Source organism: Geodermatophilus sp. SYSU D00867, from assembly GCF_054050315.1.
Window position 1 is genome coordinate 1 of sequence record NZ_JBJGZC010000023.1, and the last position, 15610, is coordinate 15610.

16 protein-coding genes are annotated in these 15610 nt (G+C 77.8%); 10 read left to right on the forward strand and 6 right to left on the reverse strand.

The window, feature by feature from the left end; all coding sequences use genetic code 11:
• Positions 1-134 precede the first annotated feature (134 nt).
• From ACI8AK_RS19225 to ACI8AK_RS19245, 5 genes are all read right to left on the reverse strand, one after another.
• Positions 135-422, reverse strand: coding sequence for a hypothetical protein (locus ACI8AK_RS19225; RefSeq protein ID WP_387994234.1), 288 nt, complete (start codon positions 420-422; stop codon positions 135-137).
• 152 nt (positions 423-574) lie between these two features.
• Positions 575-1555, reverse strand: coding sequence for a universal stress protein (locus ACI8AK_RS19230; protein WP_456957569.1), 981 nt, complete (start codon positions 1553-1555; stop codon positions 575-577).
• Positions 1556-1906: 351 nt separating this feature from the next.
• Complete coding sequence (locus ACI8AK_RS19235) at positions 1907-2725, reverse strand: DUF6544 family protein (protein ID WP_456957571.1); 819 nt, start codon at positions 2723-2725, stop codon at positions 1907-1909.
• Between the two features lie 222 nt (positions 2726-2947).
• Positions 2948-3424 (reverse strand): hypothetical protein, encoded by a 477-nt coding sequence (locus ACI8AK_RS19240; protein ID WP_387994226.1) that lies wholly within the window; start codon positions 3422-3424, stop codon positions 2948-2950.
• Positions 3425-3669: 245 nt separating this feature from the next.
• Positions 3670-4098, reverse strand: a complete 429-nt coding sequence (locus ACI8AK_RS19245; RefSeq protein ID WP_387994224.1) for a hypothetical protein — start codon at positions 4096-4098, stop codon at positions 3670-3672.
• A 191-nt stretch (positions 4099-4289) separates the two neighbouring features.
• Between ACI8AK_RS19245 and ACI8AK_RS19250 the strand changes: the two genes are divergently transcribed.
• The 4 genes from ACI8AK_RS19250 (at position 4290) to ACI8AK_RS19265 (ending at position 6948) form a co-directional block, all read left to right on the forward strand.
• Positions 4290-4559, forward strand: coding sequence for a DUF1876 domain-containing protein (locus ACI8AK_RS19250; protein ID WP_387994222.1), 270 nt, complete (start codon positions 4290-4292; stop codon positions 4557-4559).
• Between the two features lie 128 nt (positions 4560-4687).
• On the forward strand, positions 4688-4882 hold the full coding sequence (locus ACI8AK_RS19255; RefSeq protein ID WP_387994219.1) for a hypothetical protein: 195 nt from the start codon (positions 4688-4690) through the stop codon (positions 4880-4882).
• Positions 4883-5002: 120 nt separating this feature from the next.
• Positions 5003-5926: an alpha/beta hydrolase gene (locus tag ACI8AK_RS19260; RefSeq protein ID WP_456957573.1), complete on the forward strand. Its 924-nt coding sequence runs from the start codon at positions 5003-5005 to the stop codon at positions 5924-5926.
• Between the two features lie 47 nt (positions 5927-5973).
• Positions 5974-6948 carry a zinc-binding dehydrogenase gene (locus tag ACI8AK_RS19265; protein ID WP_456957575.1) on the forward strand — a complete coding sequence of 325 codons (975 nt, stop codon included), beginning with the start codon at positions 5974-5976 and terminating at the stop codon, positions 6946-6948.
• A gap of 2543 nt (positions 6949-9491) precedes the next feature.
• Here ACI8AK_RS19265 and ACI8AK_RS19270 read toward each other — a convergent pair.
• Entirely contained in the window at positions 9492-9731 is a 240-nt protein-coding gene (locus ACI8AK_RS19270) for a hypothetical protein (protein ID WP_456903714.1), read from the reverse strand.
• 222 nt (positions 9732-9953) lie between these two features.
• On the opposite strand from ACI8AK_RS19270, the gene ACI8AK_RS19275 reads away from it, so the two are divergent.
• The 6 genes from ACI8AK_RS19275 to ACI8AK_RS19300 all read left to right on the forward strand — a co-directional run bounded on the left by ACI8AK_RS19275 (position 9954) and on the right by ACI8AK_RS19300 (position 15580).
• Positions 9954-10898, forward strand: a complete 945-nt coding sequence (locus tag ACI8AK_RS19275) for a hypothetical protein (RefSeq protein ID WP_456957577.1) — start codon at positions 9954-9956, stop codon at positions 10896-10898.
• 97 nt (positions 10899-10995) lie between these two features.
• On the forward strand, positions 10996-11247 hold the full coding sequence (locus ACI8AK_RS19280; protein ID WP_387994204.1) for a hypothetical protein: 252 nt from the start codon (positions 10996-10998) through the stop codon (positions 11245-11247).
• Positions 11244-12074, forward strand: coding sequence for a hypothetical protein (locus ACI8AK_RS19285; protein ID WP_387994201.1), 831 nt, complete (start codon positions 11244-11246; stop codon positions 12072-12074). The genes ACI8AK_RS19280 and ACI8AK_RS19285 overlap by 4 nt, the downstream gene beginning before the upstream one ends.
• Positions 12074-13870, forward strand: a complete 1797-nt coding sequence (locus tag ACI8AK_RS19290) for a fumarate reductase/succinate dehydrogenase flavoprotein subunit (protein ID WP_387994198.1) — start codon at positions 12074-12076, stop codon at positions 13868-13870. The genes ACI8AK_RS19285 and ACI8AK_RS19290 overlap by 1 nt, the downstream gene beginning before the upstream one ends.
• A gap of 150 nt (positions 13871-14020) precedes the next feature.
• A complete protein-coding gene (locus ACI8AK_RS19295) occupies positions 14021-14851 on the forward strand; it encodes a succinate dehydrogenase/fumarate reductase iron-sulfur subunit (protein WP_387994196.1) in 831 nt (276 codons plus the stop codon).
• Positions 14852-14959: 108 nt separating this feature from the next.
• Positions 14960-15580, forward strand: coding sequence for a hypothetical protein (locus tag ACI8AK_RS19300; RefSeq protein WP_387994193.1), 621 nt, complete (start codon positions 14960-14962; stop codon positions 15578-15580).
• The last annotated feature ends 30 nt before the right edge of the window (positions 15581-15610 follow it).

Here is a 15610-nt window from a genome sequence, read left to right on the forward strand (position 1 = left end):
CCCCCCCCCCCCCCCCCCCCCCCCCCCCCCCCCCCCACCACCCCCCGCCCCCCCCCCCCCCCCCCCCCCCCCCCCCCCCCCCCCCCCCCCCCCCCCCCCCCCCCGGAACGGTCGTGCCCTGCACGGCTGAGGAGTCAGGTCCCGAGCCGTCCGCCGCCGTTCCCGGCCGCGGCCGGGTCGACCGCGTCTGCCTCGACCGCGCCCGGCGTCGTCGGGAGGCCCGACACGCGGCCGACGACGAGCTCGTCGACCTCCAGCCGCGCCACCCGCACGGTGCGCAGGTCCGCGCGTCCCACGGCCACGCGGCCTACGGCCAGCCGTCCCACCGCGAGCCGTCCCACGGCGAGCGAGCCGACCGCCAGACCGCCCACTGCCGCCGAGCCGAGCGCCACCGCGCCGACCGCCAGCGCCCGGACCGCCACGGGGCCGACCGCGCGGCCGCCGGCCGTGCGCCTGCCGGCCGTGCGTCGGCCGGCCGTGCGTCGGCCGGCCACGTGCCCACGGCGGGCCCGTGCCACCTCTCGTCTCCGCATCGCTGCTCCCTCTCTCGGACCGGTTCCGGACGCGGCGACCGTCAGACCGAGGGCTCCGGCACCGCGCTCGTGACGGCGGGCTCCGCGGGGGCCGCCTGCTGCGCGACCCGCCCGGGGTGCACCACCATGACCGGGCAGGGCGCGTGCACCGCGCAGTGCAGGGCCACGGAGCCGAGGACCATCCCGCCCAGGCGGCTGCGGCTGCGGCTCCCGACGACGAGCAGCGCGGCGCCGTCCGCGTGCTGCACCAGCGCCTCCCCCGGGGACCCCTGCACCACCCGGAGGTCGGTCCCCGCCACCGACCCGAGCACGTCGGCGACGAACGCCGTCACGCGGGCGCGGGCGTGCTCCTCGGTCTCGGAGGCCGGCGGTGCGGTGATCGCGTACAGGTCGCTCCAGTAGGACGCCGGCTGGTAGGCGGCGACCACCTCGAGCCGCGCGCCGAGGCGCTCGGCCTCGCGGGCGGCGCGGGCGAGGACGGCACGGGACGTCGCCGAGTCGTCCACGCCGACGACGACCCGCGGCGGGGGCTCGACCGCTCCCGGGTGCACGACGACGACCGGGCACGGCGCGTGGGCCACGCAGTGCAGGGCCACCGAGCCCAGCAGCGCGCTGCGGACGCGGCCCCGGCCGCGGCTGCCGAGCACCAGGAGGTCCGCGCCCTCCGCCAGGGCGACCAGGTGCTCGGCCGGCGCACCCGCCGCCACCACGACGTCGGCCTGCACCTCGGCGGTGCCGGGGACGGCGGCCACGGCCGGGTCGCGGCGGACCTCCTCGACCAGCGCGCGGACCCGCTCCTCGGTGTCCGTGCGGATGGCGTCGAGCCGCTGGGTGTCGAGCAGGAACGGGTCGGTCCAGTGGAAGCCCACCGGGTAGGCGCTGGCCACCTCGAGGCGCGCTCCCGTGCGGGCGGCCGCGGCGAGGCCCCAGCCGAGCGCGGTGCGCGCCCCCGGCGACCCGTCCACACCGACGACCACGCGGCCGGGCCCCGTCGCGTCGCTGGTCCCCTGCTCCGTCGTCACCGTCCGCCTCCGTTCCCTGCCCGGTCACCCGCCGGGCCCGTTCCGACCCTGCGCCGTCCGCCCGCGTGGGTCCGCGGGCCGACGTCCCCGCGTCCGGGGACCTTCGTCCCCGGCCGCTGTACGTGCCGCCGCGGCCCCGCCCCACCTGGACCAGCCACGCCCAGACCTCCTCGGCGGGCGCGGCGACGGACACCCCCAGGGTGGTCTGCTCGGCCGGCCCGGGGACGAGCTCGTCGCCCGGGAGGGCGCGGGCCACCTCGCCGGGCGTCGCACCCCAGTCGCGGTGCCGGTGCAGGTGCTCGAGGCCGGCGGCCCCGGCGCCGGCCAGCAGGAGGGTGCGCAGCACGGGCCTCACCGCCCCGGCGGGACGTCGAGGTCGAGGCCGACCGGTGTCATCTCGCCGTAGACGTACTCCCCCTCGGGCAGGTGCCACACCGCGGAGCCGCCGGTCATGCGGGGACGGCCGCCGACGACCGTCCAGCCGCGCACCGGCGTGCTCCACGGCGTCCGCACCGGACCGCCGGGCAGGTCGGCCCAGCGGTCACCGGTCCGGAAGTCCAGCGGCCGGCCGGACCCGTCGAGGGCCACCACGGCGCTCACGGTGCGGCCGGCGTCGGTCACCGAGACGGCGAACCGGTCCTCGCCGCGGTCCTCCCACCGGGTCCGGGGGTGCAGCAGCACCGCCGGGGCCAGCAGGACGGCGTCGTTGAGCCAGGTGACCAGCTCCCCGCGGTCGAACTCCGGTCCCGAGCCGTCGGCCACGGTGACCAGGCCGAGGGCCTTGCCGAGCATCCGCCCGGTGCCGTGGCGGTAGGTGTCCCAGCCCCACATCGGCACGACGCCGCCGACCAGCAGCCGCATCCGGTAGAGCCGCGCGACCTCCTCGGCGGCGTTGTACTGCCAGGCGTCGCACGGCATCCACGGGCGGTCGGGGCCGAGGCGGAAGCGGCCGGTCCAGTGCGCCCGCAGCGACCAGGTGCGCGGCCGGCCGACCACGCCCATCGCCTCCAGGTACCGGACGGCGGCGGACGGCAGGCCGGCGAGGTCGTCCTCGGTGACCGACGCGGGGATCGCCGGTCCGGCCGGCAGGCCCGCGGCGGCGACGCGGCGGCTGAAGGCGACCGGCGGCCGGGCCGCCGTGTGCGGCCGGTCAGACGTGGACGTGCTCATGCGGGACCTCGCCCGGGCGGACGGGACGGGCGGCGGGCACGGCGCGCACCGGACGGGTGAGCAGCCACGCCCGAGGCTCCCGGGGTCCGGTCACGGACCGGAGGGCCTGACGGCCCGGCCGGAGCCCGGGAGGTCACGGCCGGCTCCAGCAGCACCACCCGGTCCGCGGCGCACGCGCGTGCACGGCCGGGTCCACGACCCGGTTGCGGACCTCCACGGCGATCAGCCGACCAGCCGCTCGAGCGCGGTGGCGGCCAGCAGCCGGGCCCACCACGGCCGCCGGACACCCACCGTGGGGTGGGTGCGCCGCCACAGGCGGCGGGCCGGGCGGACGGCCATCGCGCCGCCCTTCATGCTCACCCAGCCGCCGGGGCCCATCGTCACCTTCGCGACGGCCGGGCTCGGCCGCCCCGCGAGGCGGGACGCCACGGCCACCGCGCCGAGCACGACCTCGGCGGTGGTGACCACGCGGGTGACGTCGACCACGGGGTGCCAGCGCACCCGGCCGTCGCGCACCTCGAACGCGCCCAGCGGCCGCGCCCCGGCCATCTCGGCGGCGGGTCGTCGCCCGGTGCGGCCGTCGCCGGCGCTCGCGGTGTGGCTGGTCGACCGCGTCGCGGTGATCACCGTGGCGCCGTCGCGTTCCACGGGCGGGCCGAACGCCGTCCCGTCGCCGTCCCGGGTGGTGCTGTCGGTCATCGGTCCTCCCTGGTCGCCACGTCGGGGTCGACCGTCACACCTGCGGCACGGTCACCCCCGGGCCGGAGGTCCCGGCTGCGGCGTCCTTCGGTCCCTGCCGGGCTCCCCGGCCCGCGTGCGACCGCGCCGGCCGCACCCCGTCCCGGGCGGCGGCCACGGCGGCGACCGCGCGGCCGGCGTCGGCCGCCGTCGCCGCACGGGACACCGAGACCCGCATCGGCCGCCGGACGGGCCCGGGCGGCGGACTACCGCCGCGCCCCGCGCAGGCGGAGCAGCGCGAGCAGGGCGACCAGCGCCCCGACGACGCCACCGGCGATGCCGAGCCACAGCACGACGCGCACGACGACCTCCCAGCCCGGGCCGACGTCGAACGGGAAGACCTGCAGCCCGCGCACCGTGGCGGCCAGGCCGAACGCCGTCGTCACCAGCGTCCCCGCCGGCACCGATGCGCCCCCGGGACGCACCAGCTGCAGCAGGGCGACCGCGATCCCGGCGACGAGCGCGGCGTCGACGAAGGGCAGCACCCGCGTCGTCTCGCCGGTGAGGAAGGGGACGACCTCCCACCCCGGCCAGACGTGGACCACCAGCAGGAGGACGCCGTCGGCCACCACGGCGGCGACGGCGTTCGCCCGCCGCCCGGCCGTCGACGGCGGGCGGGTCCGGACCACGGTCACACCCCCGAGGCTGGGGACGTCGGGGCCGCCTCCCCAGGGCCGGAGGTCGGCACGGGGCGGGACGTACGGACGACGCCGCGCCGGGCGGCGGGACCCGGGGCCACAGGTCCCGGGCACTCCGGCCTTCCGGCCGCGTCGGCCGCCCGCCCGGAGGAGGACCCTCGGAGCCCCGCCACCGAGAGGAGGCCGACGTGGACGCGGTGAAGACCTGGACGGTGCGCATCGACATCGGCGAGCACGACGGCCGCACCCGCGCCGTCGCCCACCTGCAGCCCGGCGAGACCGCGGCACTGACCGGCATCGGGTTCGCCCGGCTGGACCCGGCCGACCGGGACGTCCCCGTGATCGGCGACGAGATCGCGGTCGCCCGCGCGCTGTCCGACCTGGCGCACCGGCTGCTGCGGACAGCGACGGACGACGTCGAGCAGTCCACCGGCGAGGCCGCGCACCTGGTGATGTGAGGGCGGTGAGTCCCGGCGTCGCCGGGAGTCCCACTGGTGACCGGCCGCTGCCGGAGACGCGCGGTCGGTCGACGACGAGGGCTCGACGCGGACCACCGGTCCGGTCCGGACACGCAGGGGAGGTCGTCGTGGACGTCCTGCACACCGGCCCCGAGGAGGACCTGCGGCTCCAGCTCCACCTGGCGCGGCTGGAGTTCGGCGCCGCACGGCGCGCGCGGCAGGTCAAGGACACGCCCGCGGCCCGGCAGCGCGTCGCGGACGCGGTCGGCCACCTCGACCGGCTGCTCGACCGGTGGAACGACCTCGCCCGGACCCCCGCCTGACCGGTGGGTCCCGGCGCGTCGGCGTCGCGGCCTGGTCGTCCCGGTCCGGCACCGGCATCGTGGGCGGGACCGCACCCGGCCCGGCCCGGCCGCGTGCGACCGCGTCCGGGAGGAGCACCCGTGCCCACGCCGTCCTTCCACCGCGACCTGCGGGCCGCACCGCTGGTCCCGCGCACCGTGGTCGGCCCGCGCAGCCTGCGCGCCGTCCGGCTGCTGACGAGGGCGCTCGCCACCACCCGGCGACGGTGGGGCGCGGTCGAGGCGCCGGTCGCGCCGGGGGTGTCGGTGCGCCTGTTCCGGCCGTCGTCGGGTCCGCCGCGCACCCCCGCGCTCCTGTGGATGCACAGCGGCGGGCTGGTCATCGGCGCCGCGCGCCAGGACGACCGCGCCTGCCGCCGCTTCGCCGACCGGCTGGGCATCGCCGTCGCGTCGGTCGAGTACCGGCTCGCTCCCGAGCACCCGTTCCCCACGGCGCTGCACGACTGCCTCGCGGCCCTCCGCTGGCTCGCCGGCCGCCCGTTCGTCGACCCCGAGCGGATCGCCGTCGGCGGGGCGAGCGCCGGCGGCGGACTGGCGGCCGCGCTCGCGCTGCTCGCGCGGGAACGGGACGAGGTCCGCCCGGTCCTGCAGCTGCTCTCCTACCCGATGCTCGACGACCGGACCGCGGCGCGCACGGACGTCGACCAGCGCTGCGTGCGCCTCTGGAACGCGAACAGCAACCGGTTCGGCTGGCGGTCGTACCTCGGCCCGGCCTGGCGGACGGACGACGTCCCCCCGCTCGCGGCGCCGGCGCGCCACCCGGACCTCTCCGGCCTGCCGCCGGCGTGGATCGGCGTCGGCACGTGCGACCTGTTCCACGACGAGGACGTCGCCTACGCGCAGCGGCTCCGGCAGTCCGGGACCGGGTGCACCCTGCACGTGGTCCCCGGGGCCTACCACCTGTTCGACGGCGTCGAGCCGTGGGCGCCCGTCTCACGCGAGTTCCTCCGGGCGCGGACCGCCGCGCTGGCCGAGGCGCTGGGCCGCGGCGATCCTGCAGGCTGAGGGGCGCCGCCCCGGCGCCGGGGCACCCGGCAGGACGGAGGACACCCATGTGGGCACAGACGCTGCGCGGTCCGTTCCGGTTCGAGGAGGTGGAGGTCCCGGCCCCGCACGCCGGCGCGCTGGCACCCGGGCACGTGCTGCTGGCCACCCGCGCCGGCGCCATCTGCGGCAGCGACCTGCCCAACTTCCGCGGCGGCGTGTGGCCGCACCCGGCCGCCGAGGACGGCTGGGGCGCCACCCGGGCGCCGGGCTTCCCGATGCACGAGATCGTCGGGGAGGTCGTCGCCAGCCGGCACCCCGACCACTCCCCCGGCGACCTCGTCGTCGGCTGGGCCTCGATGTTCGACGGCATCGCGGAGCTCGTCGTCACCGACGGCGAGGGCCTGGCCGGCTACGACACCGCCCTGCCGCCCACGACCGCGGTCATGCTGCAGCCGCTGGCCTGCGTGCTGTACGCCGCCGAACAGCTCGGCGACGTGTCCGGGCAGTCGGTGGCGGTGATCGGCCAGGGCCCGATCGGCCTGCTGTTCAGCCACGTGCTCAAGGCGCGCGGCGCGGCGCGCGTGACCGGCGTCGACCCGGTGGACCGCAGCGACGCCGCGTCCGCCTTCGGCGTCGACGAGACGGTGACGGCACGCGCCGAGCGGTGGGCGGGCACGCTGTCCGACGCCGACCGTCCCGCCGTCGTCGTCGAGGCCGTGGGCCACCAGGTGACGACGCTCAAGCCGGCGCTGGACGCCGTCGCGCCCGGCGGCCAGGTCTTCTACTTCGGCGTCCCGGACGACCCGGTCTACCCGTTCGACATGATGACCTTCCTGCGGAAGAACCTGACCCTCCGCTCGGGCGTCACCCTGGAGCGCCGCCGGGTGCTGACCGACGCCGGCGCGTACCTGGCCGCGCACCCGGCGCTGCGCGACGGCTACGTCACGCACGTCCACCCGGTCGCCGACGTGGAGGCGGCCTTCGGGGCCGCGATCGCCCCCCGGCCGGGGCAGCTCAAGATCGCGGTCGACATGGCCTGACGGGCGCCGTCCCGACCCCCGTCGGAGGTCGGAGACGTGTTGCGCCCGTCGTGAGCGCCCCACCATGCTGGCGCGGCACGGGTTCCGGACGACCAGGCACCGCACCACCTGGAGGCTCCATGCGTGCACGACGACGGCGTCCCGCCGGCGCCCGAGGCGGCGGCGCGCGGCCTGTCCTCGTCCGCCCTCGCCGGCCCCGGCGCCGCCCCGTCGTCAGCCACGACCGCGACGCGTCCCGGGTGGCGTCCCGCCGCCTCCCCCGCCGCACCGAGGACGCCGTCACCGTCGCTGGAGCGCTGCTGTTCTCGGCGATCGTGGCCGGCACCGCCGACGTCGTGACGAACTCGGTCACCACCTCGGACACCGCCGCGGACCCCGCCTCCTCCGCGACGGTGTGGCTGGTCCTCGGCATCGCCCTGCTGCTCCTGGGCGGGGTGCTCTCGGCGCTGGTCGCGCGGTGGGTCAGCGGCCGGCGCCCGGCCGCGCCCCGGCGGGCCGGGGTGCGGTCCCCGGAGCGGACGGTGTGGTGGGCCCGGCTCCCCGGCCGTGCCGCGCGCACCGCGACGGGAGCCGCGGTCCTGCTCGTCACGACGGGTGTCGCCTCGCTGGCGCAGGCCCTGCAGGGCACCCCCGCCACGGGCGGGATCGTGCGCGCCTTCAGCCAGATCTGGGAGAGCCCCTCCGCCCCGTCGAGCCCACCCCCGCCCGCCGCGGCCCCGTCGAGCGAGGCGGCGCCCGCGCCGGAGGAGGCGGATGCCGGACCCCCGCGGGCTCTGGACGTCCCGGCCGCCACCGGTGAGGCGCCGCCGCCCGCGGCGGGTGGCGCCGAGGCCCCGCCGCCGGTCTCGGCGGCTCCCACCACCGAGGTCGCGCCCCCGCCGCCGCCCGCTCCGCTGCCCGAGGCGGACGCGCCCGACACCGGAGTCGCGCCGGCGCCGGCTCCCGTCGACGAGACCGCACCCCCGGCCGCACCGGAGCCGGACGTCGAGGATGGGTCCGGGTCCGGGTCCGGGTCCGGGTCCGGGTCCGGGTCCGGGGGCGAGGACGACGCCGAGCTCCCGACCGGGTCCGACGAGCTCCCCGAGCCGGAGACCGAGCCGGCTCCCGGGTCCGTCCCGTCGCCGCCGGAGCCCGAGGCGGAGTCCGGGCCCTCGACCGACAGCGGGTCGTCGACCGACGGCGAGCCGGCGCCCGAGCCGGGGACGCCGTCCGGCCCCGAGACGCCGTCCGAGCCCGACCCCGCGACCGGACCCGAGCCCGGGACCCCGTCCGAGCCGGAGACGCCGACCCAGGGCGAGCCCGCCCCGGAGCCGGAGACGCCGACCCAGGACGAGGCGGCGCCCGACGTGGCGACCGAAACGGATCCGGGAGCGGACCAGGCGGGTGAGCCGGAGTCGCCGCCCGTCGAGGCCCCTGCGCCGGCTCCCGAGCCGGAGCCGCAGTCCGCACCGGGGACGCAGCCCGAGCCGGAGGCCACACCCGAGACCCCAGCCGCCCCGGAGCCGGAGCCTGAGCCGACGCCCGAGCCGCAGCCGGCTCCTGGTCCCGAGGCCGCACCCCAGCCGGATGCCGCGCCTGTGCCTGCGCCGGAACCCGCACCCGAGCCGGCGCCCCAGCCGGAGCCCGCGCCCCAGCCGGAGCCCGCGCCTGGACCGGCGCCCGCACCCTCACCGGAGCAGGCACCCGCGCCCCAACCCGCGCCCGCACCTCCACCCGGGGCGGAACCGGCACCCGAGTCCGAGACGGCGCCTGCGCCGGCCCCTGTCCCGGAGCCGGCACCTGTCCCGGAGCCGGCACCTGTCCCGGAGGCGGCACCGCAGCCGGAGGCGGCACCGCCAGCCGCGCCGGAAGCCCCGTCAGGGCCGGCGCCCCAGCCCGAGCCGCAGCCGGCGCCCGGTCCCGCGCCGGAGCCGCTACCCGAGGCCGACGAGTCGCCGGCACCGGCAGACGACCAGCCACCGGTGCCGCAGCCCGAGGTCCCGCCCCCGCCGGCGCCCCAGCCGGAACAGGCACCTGGCCCGGAAGCGCCTCCGGTTCCCGAGCCGGCGCCCGCACCCGAGCCGGCGCCCGCACCCGCACCGGTGCCACAGCCCGCGCCCGCGCCGGGACCCGAGGCGGCACCCCAGCCGGAACCAGTGCCGGCGCCCGAGCCGCCACCGGCACCTGAGACCCAGCCGGCGCCAGCGCCCGAGCCCGCACCGGAACCGGTACCGGCGCCCGAGCCGCCACCGGCTCCCGCACCCCAGCCCGAGCCTGAGCCGGAGCCGGAACCCGAGGCGGCACCCCAACCGGAGCCGGCACCGGCGCCTGAGCCGGCACCCGCACCCGAACCGGCGCCCGAGCCCGAACCGGCACCCGAGCCGGCACCCGAGCCGGCGCCCGCCGACGAACCTCCGCCGGCGCCCGAACCGGCGCCCACGGAAGAACCGGCCCCCGCGGAAGAACCGGCCCCCGCAGAAGAACCGGCCCCCGCGGAGGAGCCGGCGCCCGCACCCGAGCCCGCGGAGGAGGCGCCCCCGGCGCCGTGAGCGGCCCCGGCGCGGTCAGCCGCGCCGGGGTACCCCCGGGGTGCCGTCGTGCGGGCCGGCGGACCGCGCGGACCGGGCGTCCAGCCACGACTGGAAATCCGCCCGGCCGCCGGCGCCCGACCGCGCCGCGCCGACCACGGCCAGGACCACGACGACGGCCACGAGCAGCAGCAGGCCGACGACGATGGACTCCCAGCCGAACAGCGGCGGGACGGTCATGCTCCCCGGGTCCGGCGGGGTCGGGACGTCTGCCATGGGCCGAGCGTGCCCGACCGCGCGCCCCGGCGACGCCCGTCCGCGGTCTTCCACCCGGGAGGGCGACGTCACGCTGAGACACCCCCGGAGCCGGCGGCACCCGATCAGGCGCGCCGGGGTCGCCTCCCGGGTGATCCCACCTCGGACGTACGGACGACGCCGCGGCCGGCCGCTCTACCGTCCCGGGAACCGGAACGGACCCGGACGGAGGGAGGCAGCGGGATGACCGCCGAGCTGCAGGTCGACGAGGAGCTCCGCTCGACGGGTCTGGAGCGGCGCCGGCCCAACGTCTCCGGGGACCTGTCCACCGTCCTCAAGGCCGGCCCGATGTTCGGCCGCGCCGTGGCCGGCTACGACCGCTTCCAGGTCGACACCTACGTGCAGTGGGCCGAGGACCAGCTCGCCACCGCCGACCGCGAGCGCGAGCACCTCGTCACCCGCCTGCTGAGCACCCGCGCCGCGCTCGACGAGGCCCGGGCGCTGCTCGGCCACTCGTCCGGCGGTGGGGAGTTCCTCCAGGTGTCCCGGCGGATCGGGTCGGTGCTCGCCGCCGCGGCCGACGAGGCCGAGGGCATGCGCGCCGAGGCGGAGGCCGCCTGGGCCGCCGCCTCCGAGCAGGCGGAGCGGGTCGTCGCCCGCGCCCAGCGGACCCTCGCGGACGCCGAGGCCGAGGCCGACCGGACGGCGGCCGCGGCGGCCGCGTACGAGGCGGAGTGCGCCGCGCGGGCCGCCCAGCTCCTCGACGAGGCCGAGCGGTCGGCCGCCGCTACCCGGGCCGAGGCCGCGGCGCGGCTGGACGACGTCCGGGCGGCCGAGCGCCGCGCCGCCGCGGACGCCGACCGGGTGCGGCAGCGTGCCGAGGAGGACGCGGCCGCCGCCGCGGTCCGGGCGCGGGCCGGCATCGTGGCGATGCTGGCCACCGGGCGCGAGGAGCGGCGGCGCGCCGACGCCGAGGCGGCCGCCACCCGGGAGCGCCTCGACCGGGAGGCCGTCGCGCGCCGTGCCGCCCTCCTGGCCGAGCTGGCGGAGCTCGGGCGGCAGCGGTCCGCGCTCCGGGCGGAGCTCGACCTGCTCGCCCGCCCCGCGCCCGTGCCGCCGCCCGACCGGTGGGACGTCCTCCGGCAGTGGGCGGGCCTCCTGCGCGGGGTGCGCGACCGCGCGTCCTGACCCCGGACGGCGCAGCGCCCCCTTTCCCCGGCCCGGCGTCGGTGGTGCACTTCCCCCCTCGGCTTCCCGGCGACGCCAGCAGGGTCTGGAGGCGGCGATGTCCCTGGAGCAGGACGTGGCGGCGGCCCGCCGCGCGGTGGACGCGCTGGAGGAGGCGTGCGCACCGCTGACGGGGCACTTCGGTGACACCGTGGACGCCCGCCGGCTCAGGGTCGACGTCGCCCGGCTGCGCGACGACCTGGCCCTCCTGTGCGGCGCCCGGGTCGCCACGCCCCGGGAGCCGTTCGCGGTCGTCTACGGCGACGGCGACGACGAGGGCCTGGGCGGGTCCGGCCGCACCCGCCGGTGACCACCACCTCGCCGCGCGGGACGGGGGCGACCTCGGCCGGACGCGGCGACGGCGGGCCGGCCCCGCGCCGCGCGACGATCGCGGCGCGCACGCTGCGCACCGACCGCTGGTGGCTGCAGCCGGCGATCACGGTGGCGGCGCTGCTCGCGTTCGTCGTCTACGCGACCGTCCGGGCGTTCCAGAACGCCCACTACTTCTCCGAGCCCTACATCTCGCCGTTCTACTCGCCGTGCCTGTCGACCCGGTGCGAGGGCGACACCTTCCCGGAGCTGTTCACCGGCCCGACGTGGATCTCCCCGGCGATCTACATCCTGGTCTTCCCGCTGGGCATCCGGCTGACCTGCTACTACTACCGGAAGGCCTACTACCGGTCGTTCTGGCTGTCGCCGCCGGCCTGCGCGGTGGCCGAGCCGCACCGGCGCTACACGGGTGAGACGCGGTTCCCGCTGGTCGGGCAGAACGTGCACCGCTACTTCCTCTACGCGGCGCTGCTCATCAACGTCGTCCTCTTCTACGACGCCGTCCTCGCCTTCCGCGACGAGACCGGCGAGTGGGGCCACATGGGCCTGGGCACGCTCGTGCTGCTGGTCAACGCGACGCTGCTGGCCCTCTACTCGCTGTCCTGCCACTCGTGCCGGCACGTCGTCGGCGGGCGGCTGAACAACTTCTCCCGGCACCCGCTGCGCTACCGCGCCTGGACGCTGGTCTCCCGGCTCAACGCCCGCCACATGCAGTGGGCGTGGGCGTCGATGGCCAGCGTCGCGCTGGCCGACCTCTACGTCCTCCTGCTCGCCACCGACACGATCCGGGACGTGAGGTTCTTCTGATGGAGCTCGAGCGGCACGCCTACGACGTCGTGGTGGTGGGGGCCGGCGGCGCCGGACTGCGCGCGGCGATCGCGGCGCACGAGGCCGGGGCGCGCACCGCCGTCGTCTGCAAGTCCCTGCTCGGCAAGGCGCACACGGTCATGGCCGAGGGCGGCATCGCCGCGGCGATGGGCAACGCCTGGCCGGAGGACGGCTGGCGGGTGCACTTCCGGGACACCATGCGCGGCGGGAAGATGCTCAACCACTGGCGGATGGCCCAGATCCACGCGCAGGAGGCGCCCGACCGGGTGCGGGAGCTCGAGGACTGGGGCGCGCTGTTCGACCGCACCCCCGACGGGCTGATCAGCCAGCGCGACTTCGGCGGCCACCGCTACGCCCGGCTCGCGCACGTCGGCGACCGCACCGGCCTGGAGCTCATCCGCACCCTGCAGCAGCGCACCGTCGCCCTCGGCGTCGACGTGTTCATGGAGTGCACGGTCACCCGGCTGCTCACCGACGACGAGGGCGTCACCGGGGCGTTCGGCTACTGGCGCGAGTCGGGCCGGTTCGTGGCCTGGGAGGCGCCGTCGGTGGTCCTGGCCACCGGCGGCATCGGCAAGGCCTACAAGGTCACCTCGAACTCGTGGGAGTACACCGGCGACGGGCACTCGCTGGCGCTGCAGGCCGGTGCCGGGCTGGTGAACATGGAGTTCGTCCAGTTCCACCCGACCGGGATGGTCTGGCCGCCGTCGGTGCGCGGGATCCTGGTCACCGAGAGCGTCCGCGGCGACGGCGGGGTGCTGCGCAACTCGGCCGGCAACCGGTTCATGTTCGACTACATCCCGGACTACTTCCGCAAGGAGACGGCGGAGACCGAGGACGAGGCCGACCGCTGGTACGACGACAAGAAGAACAACCGGCGCCCGCCCGAGCTGCTGCCCCGCGACGAGGTCGCCCGCGCCATCAACAGCGAGGTCAAGGCCGGCCGCGGCTCCCCGCACGGCGGCGTCTTCCTCGACATCGCCACCCGCCGCCCGGCCGAGTACGTCCGCCGCCGGCTGCCGTCGATGTACCACCAGTTCAAGGAGCTGGCGGACGTCGACATCACCGCCGAGGCGATGGAGGTCGGCCCCACCTGCCACTACGTGATGGGCGGCGTCGAGGTGGACCCGGACACCGCCGCGGCGTCCGTGCCCGGGCTGTTCGCGGCGGGCGAGGTCGCCGGCGGCATGCACGGGTCCAACCGGCTGGGCGGCAACTCGCTGTCGGACCTGCTGGTGTTCGGCCGCCGCGCCGGCGCCGCCGCGGCCGAGCACGCGGCCAAGCGGGCCGGCGTGGTCGCGCTCGCCGAGGAGGCGCTGGCCGACGCCGCCCGGGCGGCGCTGGCGCCGTTCGAGCGGGAGGGGGGCGAGAACCCGTACACCGTGCAGCTGGACCTGCAGCAGACGATGCACGACCTGGTCGGGATCATCCGCACCGCGCCGGAGATGGAGCAGGCGCTGGCCCGCATCGCCGCGCTGCGGGAGCGGGTCGCGGCGCTGTCGGTCGAGGGGCACCGGCAGTACAACCCCGGCTGGCACCTGGCGCTGGACCTGCCGCACCTGCTGCTGGTCAGCGAGTGCATCGCCCGCGCCGCGCTCGCCCGCGAGGAGAGCCGCGGCGGGCACACCCGCGACGACTTCCCCGCGACCGACCCGGAGTGGGGGCGCACCAACCTGGTCTGCACCCGGACGGCGGACGGCGGGGTGACCGTGGCCCGGCAGCCGCTGCCGCAGATGCCGCCGGAGCTCGCCGAGGTCTTCGAGGAGGGGACGTGACCGAGCTCGCGAGGTCACGCGGGGACACGGCACCGCCGGGCACGTACCCGACGAGCGCCAGCGAGGAGGAGACGTGACCGAGCTCGCGAGGTCACGCGGGGACACGGCACCGCCGGGCACGTACCCGACGAGCGCCAGCGAGGAGGGGACGTGACCGAGCCTGCGGAGCCGAGCCTCGGCGCGGTGGACGAGGGTCGCGGGGGCGGCGCCGGGAGCGGCGGCGGAGGCGGCTACGACGCCACCTTCCGGATCTGGCGGGGCGACGCCTCCGGTGGGGAGCTGCAGACCTTCACCGTCCGGGTGAACGAGGGCGAGGTGGTCCTCGACGTCATCCACCGGCTGCAGGCCACGCAGGCCGGCGACCTCGCCGTCCGGTGGAACTGCAAGGCGGGCAAGTGCGGCTCGTGCAGCGCGGAGGTCAACGGCCGCCCGCGGCTGATGTGCCTGACCCGGATGAGCACCTTCGCCGAGGACGAGCCGGTGACCGTCACCCCGCTGCGCACGTTCCCGGTGATCCGCGACCTGGTCACCGACGTCTCCTTCAACTACGAGAAGGCCGCGCAGGTCCCGGCGTTCACCCCGCGCCCGCGCGACCCCGACGGCAACCACCGGATGCAGCAGGTCGACGTCGAGCGGCCGCAGGAGTTCCGCAAGTGCATCGAGTGCTGGCTGTGCCAGGACACCTGCCACGTCATCCGCGACCACGAGGAGAACAAGGCCGCCTTCGCCGGGCCGCGCTTCCTCATCCGGCTGGCCGAGCTGGACATGCACCCGCTCGACGTCGTCGACCGCCGGGACGCCGCCCGGGAGGAGTTCGGCCTCGGCTACTGCAACATCACCAAGTGCTGCTCCGAGGTGTGCCCCGAGGGCATCCACCTCACCGACAACGGCATCATCCCGCTCAAGGAGCGGGTGGTGGACCGCCGGTACGACCCGCTGACCTGGCTGGGGTCGAGGATCGGGCGGCGCCCGCGGCGCTGACCCCCGGGACGCGCACGTGCCCGTTGCCACGCGCGGCGACCGCGGGGACGCTCGCCCGTGCGGCGGTGCCGCACCGGGCGTCGCCGCGCGCACGAGAGGAGCGGTGACGTGTACGCACGGACGACCACCATCCACGGCACGACCCAGGCGATCGACGACGCGGTCGCCTACATGCGCGACGAGGTGATGCCGGCGGTCCAGGACATGGACGGCTGCGTCGGCCTGTCCTTCCTCGTCGACCGCGACACCGGCCGCTGCATCGTCGCGACCGCGTGGCAGACGGAGGAGGCGATGAGCGCCACGGCCGACCGGGTGCGGCCGATGCGCGACCGGCTCGCTGCGGTCCTCGGCGGCGCGGCGGAGGTGCGGACCTGGGAGATCGCCGCGCTCCACCGGCTGCACGAGGCCCCGGCCGGCGCCTGCGCGCGGGTCACCTGGCTGCGTTCGGACCCCGAGCGGGCCGACGAGCTCCTGGACACCTTCCGGATGGGCGTGCTGCCGCGCCTCGAGGAGCTGGACGGTTTCTGCAGCGCCAGCGTCCTGCTCGACCGCCGGGAGGGCGCGGCCGCCACCACCGTGACCTACGCGGACCGCGCGGCCCTGGAGCGCAACCGGGAGGCCGGTGCGGCCATCCGGGAGCGGGCGAGCCGGGAGAGCGGCGCCGAGATCACCGACGTCGCCGAGTTCGAGCTGGTCCTGGCCCACCTCCGGGTGCCCGAGACCGTCTGAGCGCTCGTCAGGGCGCGCTCGTCACGGCGC

What these genes read in the sequence shown, in the direction of transcription:
- ACI8AK_RS19235 (WP_456957571.1), bottom strand. Translation starts at nt 2,725, where the DNA reads ATGAGCACGTCCACGTCTGACCGGCCGCACACGGCGGCCCGGCCGCCG.
- ACI8AK_RS19240 (WP_387994226.1), bottom strand. Translation starts at nt 3,424, where the DNA reads ATGACCGACAGCACCACCCGGGACGGCGACGGGACGGCGTTCGGCCCG.
- ACI8AK_RS19265 (WP_456957575.1), top strand. Translation starts at nt 5,974, where the DNA reads ATGTGGGCACAGACGCTGCGCGGTCCGTTCCGGTTCGAGGAGGTGGAG.
- ACI8AK_RS19270 (WP_456903714.1), bottom strand. Translation starts at nt 9,731, where the DNA reads ATGGCAGACGTCCCGACCCCGCCGGACCCGGGGAGCATGACCGTCCCG.
- ACI8AK_RS19275 (WP_456957577.1), top strand. Translation starts at nt 9,954, where the DNA reads ATGACCGCCGAGCTGCAGGTCGACGAGGAGCTCCGCTCGACGGGTCTG.
- ACI8AK_RS19280 (WP_387994204.1), top strand. Translation starts at nt 10,996, where the DNA reads ATGTCCCTGGAGCAGGACGTGGCGGCGGCCCGCCGCGCGGTGGACGCG.
- ACI8AK_RS19290 (WP_387994198.1), top strand. Translation starts at nt 12,074, where the DNA reads ATGGAGCTCGAGCGGCACGCCTACGACGTCGTGGTGGTGGGGGCCGGC.